This window comes from Streptomyces sp. NPDC054866 (assembly GCF_053610745.1).
Map to the genome: position 1 here is coordinate 215,210 of NZ_JBSGZA010000001.1, position 22,248 is coordinate 237,457.

The following is a 22,248-nucleotide window of genomic DNA, read 5'->3' on the forward strand; positions in this document are numbered from 1 at the left end:
GCTAGGGGGAGGGTGGGAGAGATCTGTCGCGAAGCGGCGGCGCAACGACTCGCGGCGGCACAAAGACTCCGTGAGTAAGCCGTTAACCAGAACCCCTGGCTACGACGGATTCCGCATCCGTACGATGTGCCGCGTGCCAAGGCCAACCCTCGCCGACGTAGCCCGCGCGGCGGAGGTATCGACCGCGACGGTCTCGCACGCCCTGAACGGCACGGGCCGCCTGGGCGACGCCACCCGCCGCAGGGTGAGGGAGACCGCCACCGCCCTCGGCTACGCCACCCCCCGCACCGCCCCGCGCACGCGAACCCTCGGCGTAGCCGTCACCACGTACCCGAGAGCCTGGAACTACGCCGAGGTCGCCTACTTCTCCCGCGCCCTCACCGCGGCGACCTCCGCGGCCCACGCGCGCGGCTACGCCCTCACCACGCTGCCCGCCGACCGCGCTGCGGACGACGCGTGGCACAGCCTCGCCGTCGACGGCATGCTGATCATGGACAGCCCGCGCGGTGACCCGATGGTCCAGGCGCTGCGCGCCCGTGGCGTCCCGCTCGTCTTCGACGGCGTACCGGGCGACCCCCGCCCCGGCGACCACTGGGTCGACAACGACCACGACGCGACCACCCGCGAGGTCCTCGACCACCTCGCCGCCTCCGGCGCCCGCCGCGTCGCCCTCCAGTCCGGCGACGGCGACGAGCACTACGCGCGCGCGGTGACGGAGGCGTATGCCGCGTGGTGCGCGGAGCGCGGCGCCGATCCGCTGGTGGTGACCTTCGACGTGGCGGACGCTCAAGGGCGGGCGTTCGACGCGTTGTTGCGGGGTCCGGACCGCGCCGACGCCGTCTACGCGGCGTACGACCCGGGCGGCCGCCAGCTCCTGGCCGCCGCGGCCCGGCTCGGCCTGCGCGTCCCGGACGAGCTGCGGGTGGTGTGTGCGAGCGAGGACCCCGGGTACGCGGTGACACAGCCACCCGTGACCACGGTGACCCTCGACCCGGAGCGGACGGCACGCGCCGCCGTCGGCCTCCTCGTCGACCTGATCGAGGGCGGGGACGCGCCGACGCCGGGCCCGGTCGTCGTACCGGCCGCCCTCCTCGTACGTGCCTCGACACGCTGAGGCCCGCCGAGCGGGTGGCCTTCGTCCGACGACGTGCCGGCACGCCCGAAGGAGGGCATGCCGGACTGTGAGCGGGCGCACTTCGTCGTCACGCCGGGCCATGTACTAGAGTTATCTCGACATCGAGATATCTGCCGAGGCGCACCAGAAGCCGCCACTCGGTAAGGGTTACCTAACTAAGCCTTACCTTAGCGGATCGACGAGGAGTCGTGGCGGCAGGATGTGACGGAAACGCGCACATATATGAAGGAGACTGTCGTGTCGGCGAACAGCTTCGACGCCCGCAGCACGCTGCGCGTGGGCGACGAGTCGTACGAGATCTTCAAGCTGGACAAGGTAGAGGGCTCCGCGCGGCTGCCCTACAGCCTGAAGGTCCTCCTTGAGAACCTGCTCCGTACCGAGGACGGCGCGAACATCACCGCCGACCACATCCGCGCGATCGGCGGCTGGGACTCCCAGGCCCAGCCCTCGCAGGAGATCCAGTTCACGCCGGCTCGCGTGATCATGCAGGACTTCACCGGCGTGCCCTGCGTCGTGGACCTCGCCACGATGCGTGAGGCCGTCAAGGAGCTCGGCGGCGACGCGGACAAGGTCAACCCGCTCTCCCCGGCCGAGCTGGTCATCGACCACTCCGTCATCGCCGACAAGTTCGGCACGGCGGACGCCTTCGGCCAGAACGTCGAGCTGGAGTACGGCCGCAACAAGGAGCGCTACCAGTTCCTGCGCTGGGGCCAGACCGCCTTCGACGACTTCAAGGTCGTCCCCCCGGGCACCGGCATCGTCCACCAGGTGAACATCGAGAAGCTGGCCCGTACGGTCATGGTCCGTAACGGCCAGGCCTACCCCGACACGCTGGTCGGCACCGACTCGCACACCACCATGGTCAACGGCCTCGGTGTGCTCGGCTGGGGCGTCGGCGGCATCGAGGCCGAGGCCGCGATGCTCGGCCAGCCGGTCTCCATGCTCATCCCGCGCGTCGTCGGCTTCAAGCTGACCGGTGAGCTGCCGGCCGGCACCACCGCCACCGACCTCGTGCTCACGATCACCGAGATGCTGCGCAAGCACGGCGTCGTCGGCAAGTTCGTCGAGTTCTACGGTGAGGGTGTGGCGGCCACGAGCCTCGCCAACCGCGCCACCATCGGCAACATGTCGCCGGAGTTCGGCTCCACCGCCGCGATCTTCCCGATCGACGACGAGACGCTGAAGTACCTGCGCCTGACCGGCCGTGACGAGCAGCAGGTCGCGCTCGTCGAGGCGTACGCCAAGGAGCAGGGCCTCTGGCTCGACCCGGCCGCCGAGCCCGACTTCTCCGAGAAGCTGGAGCTCGACCTCTCCACGGTCGTCCCCTCCATCGCCGGTCCCAAGCGCCCGCAGGACCGCATCGTCCTCGCCAACGCCGCGCAGCAGTTCGCGCTCGACGTACGCAACTACGTCGAGGACGACGACGAGGCGGGCAAGGAGTCCTTCCCGGCCTCCGACGCCCCGGCCTCCACGAACGGCGTTCCCACGCGTCCGACCACAGTCACCGCCCCCGACGGCTCGACGTACGAGATCGACCACGGCGCCGTCACCGTCGCCGCGATCACCTCCTGCACCAACACCTCGAACCCGTACGTGATGGTCGCCGCCGCGCTCGTCGCGAAGAAGGCCGTCGAGAAGGGCCTGACCCGCAAGCCGTGGGTAAAGACCACCCTCGCCCCGGGTTCCAAGGTCGTCACCGACTACTTCGACAAGGCGGGGCTCACCCCCTACCTCGACAAGGTCGGCTTCAACCTCGTCGGCTACGGCTGCACCACCTGCATCGGCAACTCGGGCCCGCTGCCCGAGGAGGTCTCCAAGGCGGTCAACGAGCACGACCTGGCCGTGACGTCCGTCCTCTCCGGTAACCGGAACTTCGAGGGCCGCATCAACCCCGACGTCAAGATGAACTACCTGGCCTCCCCGCCGCTGGTCGTCGCGTACGCCATCGCGGGGTCGATGAAGGTGGACATCACCAAGGACGCGCTCGGCGCGGACCAGGACGGCAACCCCGTCTTCCTGAAGGACATCTGGCCGTCCGAGGCCGAGGTGAACGACGTCGTCGCCAACTCCATCGGCGAGGACATGTTCAACAAGTCCTACCAGGACGTCTTCGCGGGCGACGCCCAGTGGCAGGCCCTGTCGATCCCGACCGGCAACACCTTCGAGTGGGACCCGCAGTCGACCTACGTCCGCAAGCCCCCTTACTTCGAGGGCATGACGATGGAGACCACCCCGGTCCAGGACATCGTCGGCGCGCGCGTCCTCGCCAAGCTGGGCGACTCGGTCACCACCGACCACATCTCCCCGGCCGGTGCGATCAAGGCCGACACCCCGGCCGGTAAGTACCTCACGGAGCACGGCGTCGAGCGCCGCGACTTCAACTCCTACGGCTCGCGCCGTGGCAACCACGAGGTCATGATCCGCGGCACGTTCGCCAACATCCGCCTGCGCAACCAGATCGCGCCGGGCACCGAGGGCGGCTTCACGCGTGACTTCACGAAGGAGGACGGCCCCGTCTCCTTCATCTACGACGCCTCGCAGAACTACCAGGCGGCCGGCACCCCGCTCGCGATCCTCGCGGGCAAGGAGTACGGCTCGGGCTCGTCCCGCGACTGGGCCGCCAAGGGCACCGCGCTCCTCGGCGTCAAGGCCGTCATCGCCGAGTCGTACGAGCGCATCCACCGCTCGAACCTCATCGGCATGGGCGTCCTGCCGCTCCAGTTCCCGGAGGGCCTGTCCGCCGAGTCCCTCGGCCTGACCGGCGAGGAGTCCTTCTCCTTCACCGGCGTGACCGAGCTGAACGAGGGCCGTACGCCGAGCACGGTCAAGGTCACGACCGACACGGGCGTGGAGTTCGACGCGGTCGTCCGCATCGACACCCCCGGTGAGGCTGACTACTACCGCAACGGCGGCATCATGCAGTACGTGCTGCGCCAACTTGTCGGTTGATGAGCTGATCGGCTCGGATGTCAGAGGATCTGGTCGCTGACCCGCTGCCAACGGCCGTCGCACCAGAGCCTCGCACCAGCGCCCCGCCAGGCTTCGGCCTGGCGGGGCGCTTGTTCATGCTGCTTGCGTAGTGGTCCGTACACGGTCCAATGACGCAAGTTGCTCTGGCTCGCGACTGCCCGCCTCGGCCTTGTGCTGCTGGGCTGTGTGCCGCTCGTCGTCGCGGCGACCCGCCACGCCCAGCACGTCGCGACGCTCTCGCTTATCTCGTTCAGGTCCGGGACACGGACACCCGGGCACGCCCTGGAAAGAACAAACCCCGGCGACATCGCTCCAGCGAGCGAGGGGTCATCCCTTCCCGAAGTCACCGCCCTGCTGCCCTCCTCCCTCTGCGGACGTGTAGACGTGTCGCTCGCCAGGTCCTGCCGACCACGCCATGACGATCTGTAACTCATCCAGCAGAGCAGGATCCACCCGTTAGAGTGACGAGATCGACACTCTTGACGAGGAGCGGCGCAATGAGCGTGGTGCAGGTCCGGCACGTCCAGAAGGTGCTCACCGAGCGCTTCACCGACCTCATCACCCTCGACGATCAGTCCTGGCCGTCGGAGAAGCACAGGACCGACGCCCGGCTGAGCCGCAGCCTGGCCGCCCTCGCCACTCTGATCGAGCATCCCAGCAGCGACTCGGTAGCCGCCAGCGCCGTGTTCGACGGCCGTGACGACGGCGGACTCGACGCCATCGCTGTGGAGTTGAGGGGCACACAGCCGCGCGTCTCGCTGGTGCAGGCGAAGTGGAACTACCAGGGCAGGGCCAAGTTCACCAAGAACGACGTCCACGGCATGCTGGAGGGGCTGGACTGGATCCTGAATCGCGACTTCCACAAGTTCAACAGCCGCTTCCAACCTCACGTCACCTCGATCGAGCGTGCCTTCGAAACCCCGACCGGCACTCCGAAAATCACCTTGGTGCTCGCCCTCCTACGGACGGAGCCGCTCAGCACAGAGGTACGCGATCTGCTGGAGAGCAGCATCGACAAGAGGTACAACCAGGTCGTGGACATGGTCGACTACAAGGTCCTCGACCTGCGCGACGCCCATCGCGAGATCCTCGGTAGTGCGGCGTTCCCCAGGATCGACACCCGTGTACGGCTCGAAGGGTTCGGCCACGAGGCGATGCCGTACCAGGCCATGTACGGGACCATGGCCGTCGCCGACATCGCAGCCTTGTACTCCGAGCACCGCCGCGGACTGTTCGCCCGGAACATCCGCGACGCACTCGACTTGACCGACGTGAACGTCAAGATCCGGAACACCCTGCTCGAGCACCCGGAGAACTTCTGGTATTTCAGCAACGGCATCACCATGCTGTGCGAGAGCGTCAAGCCCGTCGGCACCTCGGTGGTACCCGGCGGAGTGGGAGAGTTCCACCTCACCGGCGCGAGTGTGGTCAACGGCGCACAGACCGTGAGCGCCATCCACAAGGCACACACGACCGACGCCTCAAAGGCTTCCCGGGGACGAGTCCTCGTGCGGTTGATCTCGCTGGAGAACTGCCCGCCCGGCTTCGGCGATCAGGTCACCACAAGCACCAACACGCAGAACCCCATCGAGGACCGCGACTTCAAGTCGCTCGACAAGCGCCAGTCCGACCTCCGCGACGAGTTCGCGCTTTCCCTCCGCCTCAGCTACGTCATCAAACGCGGCGAGCCCACACCCGACCACGAGCACGGATGCTCGATCATCGAGGCCGCTGAGGCGCTCGCAGCGGCGCATCCGAACGCCGAGTACGCCGCTCTCGCCAAACGTGACCTCGACGCCCTCTGGACCGAGGACGTCTACGAGGAGATCTTCGGCCTGGCGCCCGAGGCGTACCGGGTCTGGCGGTCTGTCCTGCTGCTCCGCGCGGTCCGTGACCGTCTGGCCGTACTCCGTGACGGACTCCGTTCGCGCGCCGAGGCCGCGGCGAGCTACGGCGACTTGCTGATCACTCATGTCGTGTACCGCCAGCTGGGCACCAGCGCCATCCAGGAGCCCGAGACCGACTGGGACGCGCAACTCGCCCGGGTACCCGCACTCGTCGATGACGCTCTCGGCTGGTCGTTGCAGGCGACGGACAAGGAGTACGGCCCCACCAGCCACCTCATCGCCGCCGTACGGAACACCGAGCGCATCCAGCGAGTGGTCCGCACCGTCCTGCGGGGTATGACCGCCGGCACCCCCGCACCGGGTCTGGACGCGGAGTACCAGGTGCCGGACAGCGAGGAACCACGAGGACGCCAGGTCGACGCGGTCAAGACACTGCTGAGCGCCAAGCGTATTTCGGATGGGACCATTCTCGAGTTTCGCCCGAGCAGCAGGCCGCAGCGGCGCGAGATGACGGAATGGCTCGCGGCCGAGCCGACCCGGGGACTGGCCGTCTGGCGGAATTCCGCTGCAAAGCAATTGCAGTGGCAGGCGGACAAGGAGTGGTACTCACCGAGCGGCCTGGTCCGGCACATGCGCTTCCTGGCCTCGGGCAAGGACCAGGCCGCTCAGGGACCGGAGCACTGGTACATCCCCGACCAGGGCTCTCTGAGCGTCCTCGCCGAAGCGGTACGGGTCGAGCAGGGGCTTGTGATGGGCGACGAGAAGATCGATGAGTAGTCGCCTTCCCCGGTGCACGATGCCTGCGCACCGGCGGTATACGGCACCTTCTCAGTGTGGAATTCCTTCTTGGATTATGACGGGTGGGCGCTGTCAGCGGCCGGCAGTAGGCTGCCCGCCGTGAGATCAGGCCGTTCCCGCGGCCGTAGGATCACAAGGCCGACTGGGCGGTACGAGCTGATCGATCCGTACCGGTGGAACGTGTGTCACACACCACGACCGAGTGCAAGGAAGAAGCAGCACACCGATGGAAGAACAGACCTTGGACATGGATTTTCCGCAGCAGCCCGGGGACGGTGCCGGCCCGGAGGCGGAGGAGGCCACGCCACAGGTCACCGCGCTGGAAGACGGGTACACCGTCGACTACATCACCGGTGAGGCGATCAAGGAGACCCCGAAGGAGAAGGTCCGGCAGCGCATCGTGCGCGCGCTTGTCCACGAGCACGGGATCGACCCTGCCGACATGAAGCGTGACTTTTCGGTCACGGTCAGCGAGGAGGGGGCACCGCGGAAGCGGAGCAGGAAGGCCGATATCGCGATCTTCGAGCCGGGCAGCAAGCAGATCACGGCCAATCTGCGGCGTGTAGTGGTCTGCAAGCCGGAGCCCAAGCGCGGAAAGCACGTGGTCAAGCTCCGCGAGCCGGACCAGGTCCGGAAGGACCTGGAGGAGCTCGAGGACCTCCTCGGCAACGAGAACCGCCCGCTGTGTACGGACGGCATGTGGACGGACGGTGTCGACTTCTTCTTCCTGAAGAAGATCGTCGGTGACTTCGGCGTGCACTGTGAGGACCGCAGCGACTGGGAGGTCGAGGACGGGACGGTCGGCAGCCGGACCGTTGCCTCGCACCAGCGCCTGCGCACGGCTGATCCCGAGCGGCTGAAGGTCGCCTTCCAGCGGTGTCATAACTACATCCACGGCAACGAGGGCATGCCGAAGGACGCCGCCTTCTGGCAGTTCCTCTATCTGCTCTTCACGAAGATGTACGACGAGCGGGTCAGCCGGGGCACCGGGCGCGGCCGGTTCCGCGTCGGTCTGAAGGAGAAGTTCAAGGCCGAGGGCCGGGCCGAGATCAGCGCCCGGGTCCGGTCTCTCTTCGAGGAGGTCAAGCGCGAGTACGCGGATGTCTTCAAGGACACGGACGAGATCACCCTCTCCGACCGGGCGCTCGCCTTCATCGTCAGCGAGCTCGCGCCCTACGACCTGAGCGGCACCGATGTCGACGCCAAGGGCCTCGCCTACCAGGAGCTCGTCGGCACCAATCTGCGGGGCGACCGCGGGCAGTACTTCACCCCGCGCGGCGCGGTCAACCTGATGGTAGAGATCCTCGACCCCCAGGTGGACGAAACCGTCCTCGACCCGACCTGCGGCACTGGCGGCTTCCTGCAGGCCACCCTCAAGCACCTCCATCAGAGCTGGAAGAAGGAAGCGAAGACCCTCGGTCATCCCGACACCGCCGAGGAGCGGGAGCGGTACGGCGAGAAGCTCAAGAAGTACGCGGAGACTCGCCTCATGGGCGCGGACTTCGACAAGTCCCTGGTCCGCACGACGAGCATGGCGATCATGACGCTCGCCCAGACGACCGGGAACATCTTCTACATGGACTCGCTCGGTTTCCCGCTCGGGCATCTGCCCGGCGTCGAGAAAGCGAAAGAGAAGATCCCGCTCGGGAGCGTCGATGTACTGCTGACGAACCCGCCGTTCGGAGTCGACATCCCGGTCAGCGACGAGTCGGTCCTCGACCTGTACCGCGACGGCATCGCACAGTCCTGGGCTCGGGACAAGGTGACTGGCAAGGTCGTGGCGAGCACCATCAGCACGCCGAAGAGCATGGCGCCCGAGCAGCTGTTCATCCAGCGTGCCATCGAGTGGGTCAAGCCCGGCGGTCGGATCGGCATCGTCCTGCCCAACGGCATCCTGTCTAACCCGGGGCCGACCGACGAGGCGATCCGCCGCTACATCCTGGAGCACTGCTGGGTGCTGGCGAGCGTCGAGCTGCCGGTGGAGACCTTCATCGTCGATGCCAACGTCAACATCCTCACCACGCTGCTCTTCCTGAAGCGGAAGACCGACCAAGAGGTACGCAACCAGCGGCTGGGTACGGAGGAGCCGTACCCCGTCTTCATGGCCGTCGCCGAGAAGGTCGGCTTCGACCGTCGAGGCAACGAGCTCTACAAGCGGGAACCCAATGGGGAGATCGTGGTGGAGCCGGAGACTGTGATCGAGCGGATCCGTATCCGCGGCAAGGAAATCGAGCGGACCCTGACCCGGAGCAAGAAGGTCGTCGACAACGACCTGCCGGTGATTGCGAAGAAGTACCGGGAGTTTCGGGCCAAGCACCCGGTGCCCGGCGCGGACCCGCGCAAGGATGCGGAGGCCGGCGCGTGAAGGTCACCAGCCGCACCCATCCGGTGATGTCCGACTGGTTCGACGGTCAGGGGCTGAGGCTCGACGCGTCGCCGTACGTCTCGGGCGCGCTGGAGGACAAGAAGGCGCTTGAGCGACTGAAGGACACGGTGCCGCTGGCGAGTCTGACCGTCGGCCACAACGGAGGGATCTTCAACGGTCCCATGTTCCGGCGGGTCTACCTCACCGATCCTGATCACAGCGTGCCGTTCCTCGGGACGAAGGACATGATGGCAGCAGACCTCACAGGGCTGCCGCGGCTGCGGAAGTCCGACGCGGAGTCGGCGACGCTGTCCTACCTGCGGCTCAAGCCGGGGATGACGCTGATCTCTTGCTCGGGCTTCAACGCTGGACGGAGAGCGTATGTCCGTCCCGACATGGGCGAGTGCTGGTCTTCGCAGGACACGCTCAAGGTTGAGCCCGACCCCAAGCAGATCAAGTCCGGCTATCTGTACGCCTTCCTGCTCAGCCGGTTCGGTGAGTCGCTGGTGCGGGGGTCGGTCTACGGGTCGGCTGTTAAGCACATTGAGCCGCATCACATCGCCGGGCTGCCCGTGCCGCGGTTCGATGCGGAGCTGGAGGGGCGGATTCATCTGCTGATCCAGCAGAGCGCGCGGCTGAGAGCCTGTCATCAGTCGGCGCTGGTGGCGGCCACGACGGACTTCTTCGACAGCAATGGGCTGTCCGAGCTGAACAAGGTCGGGTGGCATCAGCAGGAGCGGGATCTCGGGTTCGAGGTCGAGAGCGTGGGGCCGGTGTCGCTGCGGGCGTTGAATTTCACGCCGCGGGCGCGGCGGCTCATCGAAGAGCTTTCGTTGGTTCCGGGGGCTACGCTCGGTGAAATCTGTGCTGGGGGATCACTGCGGACCGGTTCGCGTTTCAAGCGAATTGACGCCGATCCTTCGCATGGAGTGCGTCTTATTGGCCAGCGGCAGTCGTTCTGGATCCGTCCCGAAGGGCGATGGATCAGCGCAGATCAGGCCCCGGAGGATATTCGTTTGCAGGACGAGACGATCCTCGTGGCTGCGCGTGGAACCTTCGGCGAGAACGAGGTATACAGCCGCTCGGTCTTCATCACCGGAACGTGGCTTGAACACGCGTACAGCCAGGACTTCGTGCGACTTGTGAGCGGCGACGAAGAGGTCTCCGGCGCGTACCTGTTTGCCTTCTTCCGGTCGGATGTGGCCTTCCGGATTCTGCGTTCGCTCAGCGTCGGTGGGAAGCAGCAGGAATACCATCCTCGCCTGCTCAGGGAAGTCCCGATCCCCCTCGCACCCCCCGCCGACCGCACCCGGATCGCCGACACCGTTCGTTACGCCTACAAGTGCCGCGACCGAGCCGACATCCTCGAGGACAAGGCCCTCGCGCTGCTGACCACCGCCATCGAGGAGGCCGCTGGCTGATGGGTGCCAGGATCGTTGCTGTTGGGGAGGCCGTCAACGATGCCGAGCGGAGGGTGATCGCGCACCTGCGTGATCACGCTCCCGACGACTGGACGGTCCTGCACACCATTGAAATCCCGCAACAGGACCGCCTGTTTGAGGTGGATCTCGTAGTGGTCACCGGTCACGCGGTGTACGTCATCGATGTGAAGGGCACCCGGGGCCGGATCGAGGCCGACGGGCGGAAGTGGTATCCGGCGAACCGGGCTCCGTTCCGCAGTCCGGTGCCCAAGCTCCAGAGTCATGCCAAGCAGCTCAAGACGATCCTGGAAACGGCCCACCCGCCGCTGTCGCGCCTCTGGACCGACGCCTTGCTCGTCCTCCCGGCACCGGACGCCTTACTAACGGACTCCACCGCCCAACAGCGTGACGCGAAGGCGACCGTCTCACTGCCCGACCTGATCGGCCGACTGGCCGATGCCGGGCGGGTACCGGTGTCCAACGGATGGTTCGACACCGACATCTCCGGGCACCACGAGCTGATCGTGCGGACGGTTCAGGGATCATCCCGCCCGCCTTCCGGTCCGCTCCGGTTCGGTAATTGGGAGGTGATCGAGCGACTCAGCGAGTACCAACACGCGACGGGCATCGAGGTCCTTGCCGAGTACCGGGCGAAGAACTCCATGGCGGTGCAGGGTTCCGGCACCGTCCGCCTCCAGGTCCGCAAGGCCGACCCGTACGCGCCGGAGGTCGACCGGTTGATGGAGCGCAAACGGATCGGCATTGCCTATGAGGCGCTCGGGAAGCTGCCCGCGCATCCGAACGTCGTCGGCGTGCGGGACTTCTTTGCCGGTGATGACGAGGACGTCTACGTCACCGTCTTCGACGACGTCCCCGGGCACGCCCTGCGGCTGCACCTGACCGGGGCGGCGGACCCGCTGACCGCCGACGCCAAACTGCGCACGATCCGTGACGTCCTGCAGGGCCTCGTGCACGCCCAGAGCCGCCGGATCGCACACCGGGAGCTGAACCCGTCGACGATCCTGATCGCACAGGACGGGCGGGCCCTGCTGACGGGCTTCGAGTACGCCAGGACCGCACAGCGCCGCGCGCACACCCTGGGCGACGAGGCGCGTCTGGCCGCCGATCCGGCGTACCTGGCGCCCGAATGCCACGCCGCCCCCTCCGCCATGGGAGCGGCCTCGGACATCTACGCGGTCGGTGTCATCGGCTATCAGCTGCTCACCGGGGAACTTCCCTTCGCCAACGCCACCGAACAGGCTGGTGCAGCCGGGCAGTTGCCTGCCTCGGGTCTGGAGAACGCTGGCGTACGGGTGGAGTTGGCGCACTGGCTCCAGATGCTGTGCGCGACTGATCCGGCCGCACGTCCCACCGCCGTGGAGGCGCTGCGCCGCCTCGACCTCGCCGTGGGCGCGGGCCGGGCCCCGTCCCGGCGTATTGGCTCCTCCTCTGTGCGACGAGTCGAACAGCCCGCCGCGGACCCGGCCATCGCGGACACCCCGCGCGGGCCAGACTTCTACCGGAACTTGCCAGCCGACTTCCAGCTCGGTACGAAATATCTGGTGCGGCACCGGCTGGGGCGACCCGGATCGTTCGGGGTGGCCTACCGGGTGTACGACACGATAAGGAGCCGCGACCGGGCGGTGAAGCTGGTCCTGCGAGACCGGGACTCCACCCTGGAGCGGCTGCGCCGGGAGTACGACGTACTGGCCCGGATGGAGAGCGCCCCGCACCCCAACGTGGTGTCGATGGTGGACGCGGACCGGCTGCCGTCCCCGGACGAGTACCCGTATCTGGTCTTCGAGTTCGTCGACGGCAAGGACGTCGCCGAGGTGATCCGGGGCGGGCGGATGGGCGCGGCGGACGTTCTGCGGCTCGCCGTCGACACCGCACGCGGCCTGCGGCACATCCATGAACTCGGTGTGTGGCACTGCGACATCAAGCCGAGTAATCTTCTGTGGACCGACGACGGCGTCAAGCTGATCGACTTCGGGATCGCGAAGACCGCCGACTCCTCCGAGGGGCACACCTACACCAGCCCGCGCTACTCCCCGCCCGACCTCGACGAGGTGCCGGCCGATGCCACCGGCTACACCGACCGTGACCTGTTCGGGCTCGGCGTCACCTTGTACGAGGCGCTCACCGACGGGCAGTACCCGTGGGACGCCAACTGGCCATTGCCTGGAGAGCGGCCCACTGACCCGCGGGTCGCCTACAGCGGCTTCGGGGACCTGACGCCGGGCTTCGCCGAGACCATTCTGCGGGCGATCTCGCCGCACCGGGGCGAGCGGTTCGGTACGGCCGAGGAACTGCTGCGGGCGCTGGAGGACCTGGGCTCGGCCCGCCAAGCGCCCGGCACCGGTACTTCGCCGCGGGCGGGGCGCACCGAGCTGCCGCCGGTCCCACCAGTCGGCGAAGACGGCGGGGCAGAGACCTCTCCGGACCCGAACCAGAACCCGTTCGTCGCCCACCTCCAGACGTTGTACAGCCAGAGCCGCCGCAGCAACCGCGGCACCCGGGGCCTGGACCCGCACGCCGTGTCGGTCTACATCGAGACCGCTCTGGACCGGGAGCTCGCCCCCGCGCTCCGGCAGGGCAGGCACGCGCTCGTGGTGGTCACCGGCAACGCGGGCGATGGCAAGACGGCCTTCCTGGAGAGCTTCGAGCGCGAGGCCCGCGAGGTAGGCGCGGACTTCGGCCCGTACCGTCCCAACGGCAGTGACTTCATCCTGGCCGGTCACCGTTTCCGCACCAACCACGACGGCAGTCAGGACGAGGGTGACACCGGCGGCGACGAGGTCCTTGAGGAGTTCTTCGCCCCGTTCGCGGGGACGTCCGAGGACGACTGGAGCGGCATCGGCGGTGAGACCCGTCTGATCGCGATCAACGAGGGACGGTTGATCGACTTCCTCAGCCACCGCCATGACCGCTACCGCCACCTCGCCAAGATCGTCAATCTGGGGCTGTGCGGCCAGGACACCGGCCAGACCGTCGCCGTCGTCAACCTCAACGCGCGCGATGTGTCCGCCCGGCCGGTCGGCACCGACAACATCCCGCAGGAGGGCGAATCGCTCCTGGAACGGATGCTCGCCCGGATGACGCACGAACGGTTCTGGGAGGACTGCGCTGACTGCGACCTGGTTTCCACCTGCTACGCCCGGCACAACGCCCAGACCTTCCAGCACCCGGCGGCAGGACCGCAGGTGGCACGTCGACTGCGCCAGGTCTACGAGCTCACCCAGCTGCGCGGCAAGCTCCACATCACCCTGCGCGACCTGCGCTCGGCGCTCGCCTTCACCCTCACCTCCGGCCGCGACTGCGCCGAGATCCACCAGCTGTACGCGGACGGCGACGCCCAGCAGATCCTCGACAGCTTCTACTTCTCCGCCCACCTGGGCACCCCGCCCGCCGAGGACGGGACGGTGCGGGAGCGCGACCGGCTGCTCTCGCTGCTCCGCGAGGCCGATGTCGCCACCGCGCCCCGGCCCCGGCTCGACCGGCGCCTGGACCACACCGGTCTCCTGGAGGACCGGGCACTGGTCACCGTGGACGGGCGCGGCGACCGCGACCGTGTCCTGCTGGGCCGGCAGTTCGAGGAACTCGGGCAGATGGGCACCACGGACGGCGGACGGGTCACCCTACACCGCCGCTATCTGGACGCCGCTCGCCGTCTTCTCTACTTCGAACTCCACGACGAGGACCGCGCGCAGCTGATGCTGCCCTTCCCCTCCGTGCTTCGCTTCATGGAGCTGCTCGCCACCGAACCCGCCGGCGTTGCCCGGGAACGCGACTCCGTGCTGCGCGCGCTCAACCGGGGCGAGGGCATGACGGCCCCCGAACGCGTGGGCAGCGCACTCGCGCTGAAGGTGCGCGACGTGCCAGGAGGCACCATCCGCAGCTTCCGCCGCTTCCCCGCCGAAGGCTTCCGCCTCGAACCCGGAACCGTCCCCGCTTCCCCCTACGTCGAGTCCGCCCGCACCTCGTTGCGCCTCAGCTACACGGACCCCGCCGGCCACCAGGGCGGAACGGCCGAACTCGACATCCGGCTCGACCTCTACGAGCTGCTCCAGCGATTCGAGCAGGGCTACCGGCCGTCGGTCGCCGACCTCCAGGGACAGCAATTGGCCCTCGCGGTCTTCAAGAACCGGCTGTCCGCCGTCCCGTACCAAGAGATCCTGCTGACCGCCCACGGACACGATCTGCGGCGAATCCACCGGACCGATGACCGTGTCCTGCACATGGAAGAGGTCACAGGCGTGGCCACAGGCGAACTGTCCGACCAGGACGCCACCGGCGAGGAGGAGACGACATGGCGCTGACTGGATCGCTCGGTACCTTCCACCACCCCGGCGTCAGCAGGGTCGACTACAAGCCCCTCGACATGGACCGGGTCCTCACCGCATTGCTCGCGCGGCTGTGGCACCACGGCATGCCCAGCAAGATCAAACGGGACAAGACGCTCGAAGTCGAGGCGTTCGTCAAACTGTTCCAGGACCATCCCGAGGTGTTCGACGGCTTCGAGAGGGAGACCACCTCGCGCTGGATCTCCACCCATCTCCTGGACCTGGTCAACCGGGGACGGGCCGACGAAGCCGTGGCGGGACCACGGCCCCTGCACGGCTTCACCTACCGGTTCCGCAACAGCCGCAAGTCCCGCCCCTACGGGGCCGACGAGCAGCTTTACGAGATGCTCGCCACCGACGAGGGCGCCCTGAAGGGCCTGCGGGAGTTCTTCTTCTCCGACGTGGACCGTGCCACCGGCACGATCACCCCCGGCCGGGACACGGACGTGGAGACCCAGGCGCTGCTCCACCTCGTGGAACTGGCCGGGAGCCAGATGCAGGACCGCGCGGACACCGGAAACCCCCGCACCCCGCAGCCGCCGCTGTGCGCCGAACCCGCCCAGTTGCTCTGCCAGGACGTCATGCTGCTGCTTTACCACCAGAACCACATGCCACGCACCGTCCTCGTGGACCACCTCAAGACGCTGTTCGCGTTCCACTTGGCGCTCTACCACTTGCGCATGGTCAACCTGCTGCCGGCTGCCGTCCGGAACGCCACCGCCCCGGCCGCCTGCCGCAAGGGACACACCGGACGGACAGCCGCTGACCGCTGCCCCCATCAGGTGCGGCTCTTCCTCGACGTGGAAGGAAACCCGGGGACCCCGGCCGCCGCCCTGGCCGGACAGAGCGCGAAAATCTGGTACGGACGCATTCCCCGCTTCATCCACGCGACGTACCAGGTCAAAAAGCTCGACGAATTCGCCGGTCACCGGGCGACCAAGACCACCGCAGCTGGCCGGACGGGCTCTACGAAGTACTCCACCATCGAGGACGCGTTGCGATTGCTCGGCAACTCCCACCGCAAGGAACGCGACGCCTTCTTCCTCCAGCGGGCCACCCGGGTCCGGGACGAGGAGGACGAGCTGCCCGCGGAGTTGAAGCAGGTCACCCAGCTCGGGCTCGACCCCTTCGAGGAGTACACCGAGATGCTCATGCACTACCGAGGGCGCTACTACCGCGGCCAGTTCGTGAAATGCCTCGACTCGATGCTACTCAAGCACCGCCCCGGCGCCCTCATCGCCCAGCCCCGTGGGAACAACAGCATGGGCTCCGAGGGATCGTCGCGCCGCTTCGTCCTGGATGCACGGCTCCTCGAAGTTCTCCTCCAGGTGTCGCTGCTCCGTGCGGCGGGGGACGGATCCGGTGATCTCGCGACTTCCCCGATGCGGGTGGACGAGTTCCTCGCCCTCCTTCGGAACCGCTACGGGTTGTACGTAGACCGGCTTCCCGAAGGCGACGGCTTCACCGGTGCCGACCTCGACGACCAGGCCGCGCTGCGCGACAACTCCGCCGCGTTCCTCAACCGGCTCCGGGAGATCGGCTACTACCAGGACATGTCCGACGCCTACCTGACGCAGACCATTACCCCCCGGTACGCCATCGGCACCGCGGCACGGACGGGAGCCCTCGCCTGATGAGTACGACAGGGACGACAGGGATGTCGGAGACGACCCCCAAGGATCTGCGCGAGGCTCTGGAGAGCGTCCTCGTTCCCCGGCTCACGGCACTCGTCGGACAGCGGAGCGCCGGGCACTGCATGCGGGTCACGGAGGCGGACACCGAACTCGCGGCGTCACTGGTGCGCCGTCTGCGCGGGCCCCTCGGCCCCGACGCCACCGTCTGTCTACTCCGGCCCGCCGACGAACTCGGCCCGGACGGGGAGTTCCACGACGTGGGGGTCACCAGCACCAAACTGGTCGAACTCCGCAACCGCAGCGAGGGCGAGGGCGTTCTACCCGGCCCGCTCCTGGTCTTCGTGCCCCCGGGCACGAAGGTGAGCGCCGAGGACTCCTTCGGCACCGCGACCTTCGAGGACGTGTCCCTCTCCGACGCCTACACCCACCTCGCGGACCATCTGCTCGACCAGGTACCACAGCGCCTGCGCCCCGGTGTCGACACCCTGATCGCCGCGCTGAAGAAGCGTCCCGAGGGCCGGGTCGGTGACCGTGCGGTCGCCCAGTACCTCCTCACCCTCCAGGTCAACGACCACCGCGATCAGGTCGCCGGAGCCGCGGTGTACCTCTTCGGGCTCGTCCCCGACTTCGACCTGTTCTCCGACCCGACCCTGGTGCACGAGCGGGTCACGAAGAACCGCACGCTGGTAGAGAAGCTGACCACCTCGCCCCGCTCCGAGCGTCAGCGCGTCCTTGACCTCGGCCTGAGCGACGGAGACTTCGCCGCGCGCCTCGCTAGCTTCGCCACCCGGTGCGGCCTGGAGGATCCCTCCGTCTGGACCCGTCGCATCGTGGTCGAGCGGGAGAACTGGGGGCTGTCTTTCGGGAACTGGCGCATCGACGAGCGACAGCGTGCCACCGTCGCCATCGACGTACGCGAACTCGGACTTCCCCTCGCAGGCGACAACGCCGAGGACGTGAACAACCATCCCGCGCTCGCGGCCATCTCCGGCCAGGCATACCTCCTTGCGGGCGAGAAGGGCGTGCGCGAGATCACCGCACGGTTCGCGGTGGAGCCCGACCCCCGCAAAGTGGAGGGACTCGACCGGTTCCGGGTGGAGATCGTCACCGAGAACGGTGATCCGATCGGCCGCTCCCTGCACAAGGGCAAGGGGACCCGCAGGACGCCCGAGTACCAGGCCACGCTACAACGCCTCAACAAGATCGACTGGGAGGAGGGGTGGCACCACATCCGGGTCGTTCCGCTCGACGAGACCGGTGAGCCGCTCCTCGTCGCACGCGGCGCCCATGACCTTCCCGGCGGCGAGAGCGAACGCTTCTACGTGATCCCCGACGGTGAGAGTGAGGAGCCCCCGGAACGCAGCGCCGGACGCTATGCGGGCGTCGTCCAGGCGCTACGGGCCCTGCAGTTCGACGCACTTGCCGCCGGTGAGGATCCCTCCCGGGTGCTCGCGACCGACATCCGCTGGCGGCCGATCACCACGCGAAGCCCGTACAAGATTCTCAATGTCAAGGTCCGGTCCACAGGAAGTGCCGAAGTCAGACTCTCACCCTTGCTTGTACAGACTCAGCAGGACCTTCTCGCACGCCCCGAGGACGTCACCCTGCGTCGGCTTCTGCTCCGTCCCGACGGGACCGCCACGATGCACCCCGGCGCGGACGAAGACCTGCGACACCAGCTGGCCGGGCGGGCAGCCGAGGCGTACGACACTTTCCTCGGTGCCCGGCACGCCTACTTCACCACCGTCCGCGGCGCACACCGGGATGCGGGCGATCAGGAGACCGATCCGTCCGACCTCCTGACTAGCGAGGCGGTCGACTTCGAGGACGTCCGAAACGAACTGGTCGGCTACGTGGAGGCGTACGCGGAACTCCTCGACGCTCAGTCGCTCCATGTCGAACGGGCCGGTGATACCGGTCGTGGCGGCGCGCTGGCCGCGCTGGCCCGGCTCCAGCAGATCGACTGTGCGGCCGCGACCCTCACCGACGGCCTCGGCCGCAGGGACACCGTCCTGCTCGTCTCTCCCACCCACCCGCTGCGCGCACTCTGGCTGGCCACCTGGTCCGCATTGGGCCTGGACTGGACCAGGCGGCTCGCAGTCGGGGACAAGCGGGCCGTGCTCACCGCCAAGGACTCTCTCCTGGAGTCCCTGGCACCGCTCGGCTTCCCCTTCGCCGTTCCCCGTCAGGACGGCCGGCTGATGGCCGCCGCCGACAACCTCACGCCGTACTGGGGCGCCTACCTGCCCAGCGAGACCGCCGACCCCCGCGGTCTGCTCGGTCGGCTCGCCACTGCACTGCGCCTGCCCACCGCTGCCGCTCGCTCCGGCAACGGCACCGGTGCACTGTCCGGGACCGCCCTGGCCGACCGCATCGAGCGGTACGTCCGGCTGCACCCGTACGTCCGCACCCTCATCCTCAACGTCGTCAACGCGGGCCGCGGAGAGATCGTCGCCGACGCCCTCCTCGAACTGCAGCGCCGCGACCCCACTCGCGACCTCACGTACGACATCCGCCTGTGTGTGGCCGACCCTGAGGCCCCGGAGGCCGGTGCGGCCCTGGCCGAACTGCAGAGCGCGCAGAGCGAGATCTCCTCCGCCGAAGCCGAGGCGTTCCTTCACACGGCAGGCCCAGCACGTACACCCAAGCTCGTCCACTCCGTCCGCTCGGTGGAGGAGTTCACCCGCCGGCCCGCAGAGTTCGACGCCCACCTCACCGTCCTCATCGACGCCTTCGGCGGCGAACAGCACGCCTCCACCGCACGCCAGGGCATTGCCCATGCCCCCGTCCACGGTCTGGTGCAGGCGACCGCTGCCACCTACCGGGACGACGAGCAGCAGATCGTCTGGCGCACCGCACCACGGCACGGGGTCACGCGGACCATAGAGGACTCCGAAGACCTGGCGACACTGATGAGCCGCCTTCCCGGACTCCTCGCCACCGCGTCCGCCAGCGTGGCCACGTCCGGGCAGGCGCCCCGGAACGTCCCCTGCACTGTCCTCTCCCTGGACACCGCGGATCGCGCACTGCTCTACCAGGCACACCAGACCGGGGACTGGGTCGTCACCATCGACCGCACTCTCGGCCTGGAGTACTTCGACCACGCAGGCGAACACGGCAGGCCGGAGTACGTCATCGACTACGCGCCCTCAGTGGCAAGCGGGCTCGGACACCAGATCATGGTGAGCTCGAACTCCGTCGACGAGCTGCGCGGCCTGTTCGGCCCCACTGCCCGGCAGCACGGTCTCGATGTCGCGGAACGCCATCTCAACACCTTCTTCGACCAGCTCCGGCTGCTCTCCGGCAATCTCGCCTTCAAGCTCGCCTCCACCGCCCCCAACCAGCGCACCGAAGTCCTCGGACTGTCCCTGGCCCGCCTGTACCTGGACTACCAAGACGTTCTGCGCGACCAGATCGTGGTTCCACTCGATGCTCACCCCGAGCTGTACGCGGAAGCCCGCTGGCGGGCCCGCGAACTGGGAGACGCGCTCTCCTTCCAGCGCAGCGACCTCGCGCTGTTCCATGTGGACGCACAGCGGCGCACTGTCACCTGCCGTCTCGTCGAAGTGAAGTGCTACACCGCGCTCGACGACGTCAGCGCGTACCGGCGGCTGAAGAGCAAGATTGTCCAACAGCTGGGGCGCAGCCAGACCGTACTTGCCGAATCCTTCGACCCGGCCCTGCACACGACCGACCGCGTCGACCGGCCAGTCAAGAACCTCGCCCTCAGTTCCATGCTCCGCTTCTACTTGGAGCGCGCCACCCGCCACGGCACCATGGATCAGGCCGCCCGCACTGGCGCACATCAGCTGCTCGACAGCCTCGACGGCGGCTACCAGCTTCGCTTCACCCAAAGCGGGCTCATCTTCGACCTCGCCCGGACCGGTACGGACCGGGAGGTCGACGACGGCGTGGAATTCCACCGGATCGGCAGCGATCTGATCGATGAACTGATCCAGGCCATTCCCACCGTGCCCCCCGGCCTGGGTGCCGTTCCAGTGCCTGGCGCCGCCAGCGCCGCCGGGAGCGAGGTCTTCCCGTTGGACGATGTATCCGATGCGGCTGGATCCGCTACCGCACCGACTCTGGCGCTGCTTCAGCTTTCCGTGCCTCACCTCGCCGACGCGAACTTCCGCGCGGAACCGGCGACCACGACGATCGACACGCCGGAGAGCGGCGCTACCAGGGACATCGAGGAGGAGCCGTCCGCAGAAGAATCCGATCAGGCCAAGGCACGAGTTCCCCAGCCTCCGATGTCGGATGGCGAGCGGTCTCCGTCCCAGGAGCATCAGGGGTCGGAACCGCCCGCCCCGTCTACAGGGGTGTCGCCCCCTGAAGGGGAACTGAAGGAGCAGACAGCGCCGCGTACCAGCGCACCGAGTGCTGCCACCTCCCCGATCGCGCCAGCGGATGGCTCGCCGCAGCGGTCGGCCACAGTGCTCGAACCGCAGAGCTTCCACGAGGCACCGACCGTCGACACCGCTGACCCCGCCGTGACTCCGGTGCACCCGTCCTCTGTCGGTACGACAGCACCGGATGTCTTCCTTGGAGTGATACGCCCGTCGCCTCAGCACGGGGTTCTCGGGGAAGCCGTCGGCCGGAAGGTCGCCCTAGATCTCCACGAGACGCACACGATCAGCCTCTTCGGGGTCCAGGGCGGCGGTAAGAGCTACACCCTCGGCAGCGTCATCGAAGCCGCCTCACTGCCCGCACCGCCGGTCAACGCGCTGCCACACCCGCTGGCCACCGTGGTCTTCCACTACAGCCAGACCATGGACTACGCGCCCGAGTTCACCTCCATGGCAGCGGCCAACGACGACGAGGCACAGCTCGCCGTGCTCAAGGAGCGCTACGGAGCAGACCCTCGGGCACTCGAAGATGTCCTGCTTCTGGCACCCGCCGACCAGGTCGTGGAGCGGCGGCGCGAGTTCCCCGACATCGAGGTACAGCCCCTGGCCTTCGCGTCCAGTGAACTCCAGGCAGCCCACTGGCGCTTCCTCATGGGAGCAGTCGGCAACCAGTCCACCTACATCCGGCAGCTGACCCGCATCATGCGCACCCACCGCAACGACCTGAGCATCGACGTGATCCGCCAAGGTGTCGCCGACTCCGGGATGCCCGACCATGTGAAGCAGCTGGCCCACGAACGGCTGAACCTAGCCGACGACTATATTGATGACAGCGTACGGCTTAGCGCGCACATCCGACCCGGACGTCTGATCATCGTCGACCTCAGGGACGAGTTCATCGAGAAGGACGAGGCACTGGGGCTCTTCGTCGTCCTGATGCAGCTCTTCTCCGAGGCTCGTGTCGATGGTGATCACTTCAACAAGCTGGTCGTGTTCGACGAGGCACACAAGTACATCGACAGTCCCGACCTCGTGGCCGGACTCGTCGAATCCGTCCGCGAAATGCGACATAAGGGCATGAGCATCCTGGTCGCCAGCCAGGACCCGCCCTCCGTACCGATCTCCCTGATCGAACTGTCCGACCACGTCATCCTGCACAAGTTCACCTCACCGGCCTGGCTGAAGCACCTACAGAAGGCGAACACCGCCTTCGCGGGCCTCCGCGCGGAGCAACTGGCACAGCTCCAGCCCGGCGAGGCGTACGTGTGGGCGAGCAAGGCCACCGACCCCGCGTTCACCCACGGGGCGGTGCGGGTACGGTGCCGTCCGCGGGTGACAAAACACGGTGGCGGAACAAAAACTGCGAGCGGGAATTGACCGGTTGAA

Annotated in this window: 8 protein-coding genes; all 8 read left to right on the forward strand. The window is 67.7% G+C overall.

Annotation, left to right across the window (positions count from 1 at the left end):
* Positions 1–124 precede the first annotated feature (124 nt).
* A complete protein-coding gene (locus ACWGI2_RS00885) occupies positions 125–1,114 on the forward strand; it encodes a LacI family DNA-binding transcriptional regulator (protein WP_453694614.1) in 990 nt (329 codons plus the stop codon).
* A gap of 258 nt (positions 1,115–1,372) precedes the next feature.
* The gene (gene acnA, locus ACWGI2_RS00890; protein WP_453692843.1) at positions 1,373–4,084 is read left to right on the forward strand and encodes an aconitate hydratase AcnA; all 2,712 of its coding nucleotides are present in this window, start codon (positions 1,373–1,375) and stop codon (positions 4,082–4,084) included.
* 518 nt (positions 4,085–4,602) lie between these two features.
* Positions 4,603–6,729 carry an AIPR family protein gene (locus tag ACWGI2_RS00895; protein ID WP_453692845.1) on the forward strand — a complete coding sequence of 709 codons (2,127 nt, stop codon included), beginning with the start codon at positions 4,603–4,605 and terminating at the stop codon, positions 6,727–6,729.
* Between the two features lie 247 nt (positions 6,730–6,976).
* Positions 6,977–9,115, forward strand: coding sequence for a methylation-associated defense system DNA methyltransferase MAD2 (mads2, locus tag ACWGI2_RS00900; RefSeq protein ID WP_453692847.1), 2,139 nt, complete (start codon positions 6,977–6,979; stop codon positions 9,113–9,115).
* Positions 9,112–10,536, forward strand: a complete 1,425-nt coding sequence (mads5, locus tag ACWGI2_RS00905) for a methylation-associated defense system restriction endonuclease subunit S MAD5 (RefSeq protein ID WP_453692849.1) — start codon at positions 9,112–9,114, stop codon at positions 10,534–10,536. Before mads2 ends, mads5 begins: the two co-directional genes overlap by 4 nt.
* On the forward strand, positions 10,536–14,855 hold the full coding sequence (mads6, locus tag ACWGI2_RS00910) for a methylation-associated defense system protein kinase MAD6 (RefSeq protein ID WP_453692851.1): 4,320 nt from the start codon (positions 10,536–10,538) through the stop codon (positions 14,853–14,855). Before mads5 ends, mads6 begins: the two co-directional genes overlap by 1 nt.
* Positions 14,846–16,513, forward strand: coding sequence for a methylation-associated defense system protein MAD7 (gene mads7, locus ACWGI2_RS00915; protein ID WP_453692853.1), 1,668 nt, complete (start codon positions 14,846–14,848; stop codon positions 16,511–16,513). Before mads6 ends, mads7 begins: the two co-directional genes overlap by 10 nt.
* Positions 16,513–22,239 carry a methylation-associated defense system ATP-binding protein MAD8 gene (mads8, locus tag ACWGI2_RS00920; protein WP_453692855.1) on the forward strand — a complete coding sequence of 1,909 codons (5,727 nt, stop codon included), beginning with the start codon at positions 16,513–16,515 and terminating at the stop codon, positions 22,237–22,239. Before mads7 ends, mads8 begins: the two co-directional genes overlap by 1 nt.
* Positions 22,240–22,248 lie beyond the last annotated feature (9 nt).

Coding starts and splice junctions, on each gene's coding strand:
- ACWGI2_RS00885 (WP_453694614.1), top strand. CDS start 125: ATGTGCCGCGTGCCAAGGCCAACCCTCGCCGACGTAGCCCGCGCGGCG.
- ACWGI2_RS00895 (WP_453692845.1), top strand. CDS start 4,603: ATGAGCGTGGTGCAGGTCCGGCACGTCCAGAAGGTGCTCACCGAGCGC.
- mads2 (WP_453692847.1), top strand. CDS start 6,977: ATGGAAGAACAGACCTTGGACATGGATTTTCCGCAGCAGCCCGGGGAC.
- mads6 (WP_453692851.1), top strand. CDS start 10,536: ATGGGTGCCAGGATCGTTGCTGTTGGGGAGGCCGTCAACGATGCCGAG.
- mads7 (WP_453692853.1), top strand. CDS start 14,846: ATGGCGCTGACTGGATCGCTCGGTACCTTCCACCACCCCGGCGTCAGC.
- mads8 (WP_453692855.1), top strand. CDS start 16,513: ATGAGTACGACAGGGACGACAGGGATGTCGGAGACGACCCCCAAGGAT.